We start from the raw sequence: 5,761 nt of genomic DNA, 5'->3' as shown, positions 1-5,761 counted from the left end.
CCGTCGGCGAAGAGCCCGTGGCGCTGCGCCGACGCCACCGCCTCCGCACGCCCCGAGACGCCCAACTTCCGGTACACACCGCCCAGGTGGGCCTTGACCGTGTGCTCGGAGATGTTCAGCCGGCGTCCGATCAGGCGGTTGGAGAGGCCCGACGCCACCAGGCCCAGCACCTCCTCCTCCCGCAACGTGAGCTGCTCGCGGCTGCTGCTGGGGCTTCGCCTGCCGACGGCACGCGGCCTCGTCCCCTCCTGTGACGGCGGGGCGGAGGCCAGATGGCGGGCCTCCATCACCGCGGTGAGGTCCTGCAGCGCCTCCGTCACCCGGGCGAGCGCGGCCTCCAGGTCCACCTCGTGGTGACGGGCCGGGTCCGCCGGGTGCGCCGGTTCGACGAGGAAGATGTCCCGGGCGTCCGGGGACTCCTCGCTGCCGGATGCGGGCCAGGAGCGTACGGGGTCAACTCGGGCTGACGACATTGCCTGTATCGACCTCCACGATGCTGATGGCCTCGCCGGGGCATCCCCAAGCCGCGTCGTACACGGCGTCATCGGGTTCGATCCCGGTCCGGAGCGCTTCGGTGCTCCCGTCCTCGCCGGGCCCGAAGTGCTCCGGAGCCAGCCCTTGGCACAGGCCGGATCCGACGCAGAGACCGACGTCGACACCGACCTTCCAACCGCCACTCATATCGATCTCCTCCTGTTTCCGTTGATCTGCCGGGCTTCCAGGGAGACCCCCGGCACGTTCGCTTCCTCGCCTGCATCTGGTCCGGGCCACTCCGCGTAGCGGCGCAGCCCGTACACAAGCGGCCTCGGCTGCGCGTCCAGCTGCACGGTGCCGTCCACGCGGCCGGTCACGATGGTGTGGTCTCCGGCTTCCACAGCCTGGTGGAGAACGCACTCGACGGTGGTGTGCGCGTGATCACGCAGAGCGGGCAGCGACCACCGGGGGGTCGGCTCCCAGGCGATGCCGGAGAACCGCCGCGGCTCGCGCGAGGAGAAGCGCGCGGCGCACTCCTCGCCGTTGCTCTGCAGCAGGTTGACCGCGAAGGCGCCGGTCTGGTGAAGCACGCCCAACGTCTCGCTGCCGGTACGCAGACACACGAGCAGCATCGCCGGGTCGAGGGAGACGCTGCACAGGGAGGAGACGGTCATGCCGTACGGGGCGCCGTCCTCGCCGAGAGCGGTCACGACAGCGACACCGCTCGGAAAGGTGCTCATGAGCCGGCGGAACTGTTCCGGTGGGAACGCCTCCTCCACGGGAGGACCGCCGGGCGGTGCGGTGTGCTGTGTCACGGATCCGTGCTCCTTCACAGGAGTAGGGGAAGAGCCGTCCATCACGCCGGAGCCTTGACCGTCGGGGCGAGCCGCTCCATCAGCTCTTCGAGCAGCTCGGCGCGCCGCGGTACGAGATAGAAGTGGTCGCCCTCGAACTGCCGCAGGTCGAACTCCCGGGTGGTCGTCTCCCGCCACTCCCGTGCCTCGGACTCGGTCACTTCGGTGTCCTGGTCGGCGATGAAGCCGTGGACCGGGATGTCCAGGGGCGGGTGGCCGCTGTGCTCGTAGGTCTCCAGCATCCGGTAGTCGCCGCGGGCGGCACCGAGGATCAGCTCGCGGAGCTCGGGGTCGTCCAGCACTTCGGAGCTGCTTCCGTCGAGCCTGCGCAGCTCCTGGAGCAGCCCCGCGTCGTCCCGCTCGTGCACCATCGCGCGGCGCTGCCGGTGCGGGGCGGGCAGGCCGGAGACGAACAGCATCTCGGGACGCACGCCGAACTGCGGCATCCGCTGCGCCACTTCGTAGGCGACCACGGAGCCCATGCTGTGTCCGAACAGGGCGAGCGGACGGTCCGCCAGCGGGCGTGACGCCTCCGCCACGGCCTGGGCGAGTTCCTCCAGGTTCTCCATGACCGGCTCGACGATCCGGTCCTCCCGCCCGGGGTACTGCACGGTCCGTACCTCGACCGTCTCCGGCAGGTGGGACTGCCAGTCACGGAAGAAGCTCGCCGAACCGCTGGCGTGCGGGAAGCAGAGCAGACGCATCCGGGCGTCGGGCCTCGGCCTCGGTGTGCGGAACCAGAGCTTGCACCGCGCGGCCGTGTCGTCGTGGGTCTCCAAGGCAACTCCTCGTTTCCTCGCCTCGTGTGCGGTGACGGAAGACGTCATCGGTCGGAGCCGCCCGCGCCGGCCTCCTCGCGGCTGCGGGAGGCCAGCTCGTACCAGCCGAGCAGGGTGGGGTTCTCGTAGAGCTCACGCAGGCTGACCTCGACGCCGCGGTACCGCCAGCGCGTGGCGAGCGTCATCATCGCCATGGAGTCCAGCCCGAGTTCGATCAGATCGCTGCCGTCCCCGACGGCGCTCTCCTCCACCCCGATCTGGGCGGCAACCGCCGAACGCATCTCGTCGAGGCCGAGCGGCCCGTTGTTCGTCTCCTCACGCATCGCGCGCTCCATTCCCCTTGTTCGTGTCGGTCTCCTCGGCGGGCACGATGTTGAGCGCGACGCTGCGCAGCTTCTCGCACGTCTCCTCGAACTCCCGCTCGGGGTCGGACTGTTCGACGACGCCTGCTCCGGCCCGCAGCCAGGCCAGGCCGCCCTGTTCGAAGACGGTCCGCAGTGTGAGGGCGGCGTCCATGGTCCCGTCCTCGTCGACCGTCAGCACCGTGCCGCTGTAGAGCCCGCGTTCGCCCTGCTCGTAGCGCTGGATGCACTCGTACGCCGCGGACTTGGGCACCCCTGACGCCGTGACGGCGGGAAAGAGCGCCGTGAGCGCGTCCCAGTTCCGCACGCCCTCGGGGAGCCGCCCGGAGACCGAGGACGCGAGATGCTGGACGGTGCCGCGTTCCTTGATGCTCATCAGGTCGTTCACGGCCACGGTTCCCGGGACGCACAGCTCGGCCAGTTCGTCATAGGCGACCTTGGCGGAGATGGCGTGCTCGAAGATCTCCTTGCTGTCGCTGAGAAGCTGGTCGTGCAGACGCCGGTTCTCCTCGCCGTCCTCGGTGAGCCTGCGGGTGCCGGCCAGCGGCTGGGTCACCACGTGACCGTCCGCGGTGACCTCGACGACCGTCTCCGGGCTGAACCCCACTGCCCGCAGGCCGCCGACGTCGAGCAGGAACGACCGTGCCGGATTGTTGCGCCGGCGCCCGAGCACGTACGTCGCGGCGGGGTCGAACCGGGACGGCAGCGGTACGACACGGGAGAGGACGACCTTCTGCAGCTTGCCGCTGCGGATCTCCTCGACCGCCTCGTGCACGATCTTGCAGTAGGCCTCGCTGTCGCCGCTGCGCTCGATGTCGACGTGCTCCGCGCGGTGACCGGGCTCGGCCGTCGGCTCACTGACGAGTGCCGTCAGCTCCGGCAGCCGCCCGGGGTCGAGGCTGCGGACGAGTGCCTCGCCGTCCTTCAGGCGCACCTCGCTCTCGGGTACGAACAGGTGCAGCAGGGGCGCGTCACCCCCGTCGGCGGGGAGACCGGCGTTGGCGTACGACAGCTCGAAGGACGCGATGCCGTAGGCCCGCCAGTCCTCCACGGGGAACTGCGCGGTCAGCCGTGCGACCTCGTCGAGAGGGCGCTCGCTCCACGGGGCGGCGTTGACGCCCTCGCCGGTCCGCAGCCGCACCTCGGTGCGCTCCACGGTCAGTTCGGCCGCGGCGCCCATTCCGATCGAATAGGTGCCGGCGTTCTCGTAGACGAGATACGGGCCGCTCGTCACCGCGCCGGCCAGGCGTGCGGCGACCAGCACGGGATCCCCGCTGAAGGGGACGGTCGTGCAGTGATATCGCTGAATCGGGGCCTCCACTGCGGCGCCACCTCCAGAAGTCGACAGCGAGGTTGTGGTCATCGGGGCTCCCCCGGGGCGATACGGCGGGCCAGTTCGGCTGCCAGCTGCTGCTTGCTGATCTTCCCGACGCTGGTGAGCGGCCATGACTCCTCCAGCTCCAGCCGGTCGGGCAGCTTGTACTCGGCCAGCCCGCGTTCGCGCAGGAAGCGCTTCACGGTGACGAGGCCCGGGGGATCCCCGTCGGGTATCACGAAGGCGCAGATCCGCTCGCCGAGCATCTCGTCGGGCAGCGCGGCCACGGCGGCATCGCGTATGGAGGGGTGGGCCACGAGGTGGTCCTCGATCTCCGTGGCGGAGACCTTCTCCCCGCCGCGGTTGATCACATCGCGGATGCGGCCCTCGACCGACAGATGGCCGGTCGGTCCGCGCCGCACGAGGTCGCCGGAACGGTAGAAGCCGTCCTCGGTGAACGCGGTGCGGTTGTACTCCTCCGCCTGGTAGTAACCCCGCAGCGTGTACGGGCCGCGCACCCACAGCTCCCCCAGCTCGCCCACGGGGACCTCCTCGCCGGCGGCGTCCACCACGCGCACCTCGTCGGCGGGGGCGAGAGGACGGCCCTGAGTGGTGGTCACCAGCTCCTCGGGGTCGTCGAGCCGCGTGTAGTTGAGCAGCCCCTCGGCCATGCCGAAGACCTGCTGGAGACGGCATCCGAGTGTGGGGCCGACTCTGGCTGCGGCGTCGGACGCCAGACGTGCTCCGCCCACCTGGAGCAGCCGCAGACTGGAGAGGTCGGCGGGCACCCACTCGGCGGCCTGCATCCACAGCAGTGCGAGCGGCGGTACGAGCGCGGTCGCGGTCACCCCTTCCTTCTCGATCAGGGGGAACGCCTCCGGCGGGTTGCCGTTGGCCGCCAGTACGACGCGCCCGCCGGTGTGCATCACGCCGAGGATGCCGGGGCAGGCCAGCGGGAAGTTGTGGGCGATCGGCAGCGCCGCGAGGTAGACGGTCGACTCGTCGAAACCGCAGACCTCCGCGCTGGCACGCAAGTTGTACGCGTAGTCGTCGTGCGTGCGCGGGATGAGCTTGGGAACTCCTGTGGTGCCGCCCGAGAGCAGCAGTACGGCCACCCCGGCGGGATCGGGCGACGCCGTGGCACGCGGCTCGGCGTCCACCTTCTCCAGCGACGTGAACTCTGCCGGATCGCCCAGCACCAGCACATGCCGCAGGGTGTCCACCCCCGCGTCCAGTTCGCGCGCCAGGTCTCTGTAGTCGAAGCCGTCGAAGGTGTCCGCGACGACGTACGCGACAGCTCCGGAGAGCTCGCACAGATGCCGGATCTCGGTACGGCGGTGACTGGGAAGCGCCATCACAGGCACTGCCCCCAGGCGGAACAGAGCGAAGCAGACGACCACGAACTCGGGCACGTTGGGGAGTTGGACGACGACCCGGTCGCCCGGCTGCACGCCCAGGTCCTGCAGTCCGGCGGCACGGCGGTCGGCGGCGGCGTCCAACTCGGCGTAGGTGAACCGGCTGTCGCCGTGGACCAGTGCGGTGCGCGGTCCGTAGCGTTCCGCCCAGTCCCGAAGCAGTCCGCCCAGCGTCCGGCCCTGCCAGTAGCCCTCCCGCCGATAACGGGCCGCCACTTCCTCGGGCCACGGCACGAATCCGTCGAGCAGGTTCGCCGCGTGCTGCCCGGGTTGCTGCGTGTCCCGGCCCGGCCGGTCCGTCGCTTCGCTCAACACGGCGCGGAACCCATCGATTCGGCGAGGCTTCTGGGCCGCATGTCCGTCCAGTTCTCGTTGATGTAGTCCAGGCAGGCCTCCCGGCGGTCCTCGCCGTGTGCCACGGTCCAGCCTTCGGGTACGTCCGCGAACGCGGGCCACAGCGAGTGCTGGCCCTCGTCGTTGACGAGGACGAAGTAATCGGCGTCCGGGTCCTCGAAGGGGTTCGTCACGATCTTGCTCTCCCTTGTGTCAGCTGGTCTGTCGG

General features: G+C 70.3%; 8 protein-coding genes. All 8 read right to left on the bottom strand.

What is annotated here, in order from left to right:
* Positions 1 to 473: response regulator transcription factor (locus tag H5J26_RS32110; protein WP_303647131.1), on the bottom strand; the 473-nt coding region annotated here is incomplete at its 3' end.
* Entirely contained in the window at positions 454 to 681 is a 228-nt protein-coding gene (locus H5J26_RS02295) for a ferredoxin (RefSeq protein ID WP_181763941.1), read from the bottom strand. The genes H5J26_RS32110 and H5J26_RS02295, both read right to left, overlap by 20 nt.
* A complete protein-coding gene (locus H5J26_RS02290) occupies positions 678 to 1,289 on the bottom strand; it encodes a flavin reductase family protein (protein WP_309237746.1) in 612 nt (203 codons plus the stop codon). Before H5J26_RS02290 ends, H5J26_RS02295 begins: the two co-directional genes overlap by 4 nt.
* A 41-nt stretch (positions 1,290 to 1,330) precedes the next feature.
* Positions 1,331 to 2,107, bottom strand: coding sequence for a thioesterase II family protein (locus tag H5J26_RS02285; protein ID WP_181763939.1), 777 nt, complete (start codon positions 2,105 to 2,107; stop codon positions 1,331 to 1,333).
* Between the two features lie 44 nt (positions 2,108 to 2,151).
* Positions 2,152 to 2,430: a phosphopantetheine-binding protein gene (locus tag H5J26_RS02280; RefSeq protein WP_181763938.1), complete on the bottom strand. Its 279-nt coding sequence runs from the start codon at positions 2,428 to 2,430 to the stop codon at positions 2,152 to 2,154.
* Positions 2,423 to 3,832, bottom strand: a complete 1,410-nt coding sequence (locus H5J26_RS02275; protein WP_181763937.1) for a salicylate synthase — start codon at positions 3,830 to 3,832, stop codon at positions 2,423 to 2,425. The genes H5J26_RS02280 and H5J26_RS02275 overlap by 8 nt, the downstream gene beginning before the upstream one ends.
* Positions 3,829 to 5,448, bottom strand: coding sequence for a (2,3-dihydroxybenzoyl)adenylate synthase (locus H5J26_RS02270; RefSeq protein ID WP_181763946.1), 1,620 nt, complete (start codon positions 5,446 to 5,448; stop codon positions 3,829 to 3,831). Before H5J26_RS02270 ends, H5J26_RS02275 begins: the two co-directional genes overlap by 4 nt.
* A 59-nt stretch (positions 5,449 to 5,507) precedes the next feature.
* Entirely contained in the window at positions 5,508 to 5,726 is a 219-nt protein-coding gene (locus tag H5J26_RS02265) for an MbtH family protein (RefSeq protein WP_309237745.1), read from the bottom strand.
* Between the last annotated feature and the right edge of the window lie 35 nt (positions 5,727 to 5,761).

Origin of the sequence: Streptomyces albidus (ex Kaewkla and Franco 2022), from assembly GCF_013870515.1 — a bacterium.
In the GTDB taxonomy this organism is placed as follows: Bacteria; Actinomycetota; Actinomycetes; order Streptomycetales; family Streptomycetaceae; genus Streptomyces; species Streptomyces albidus.
This window is presented reverse-complemented; position numbering and strand designations above follow the sequence as displayed.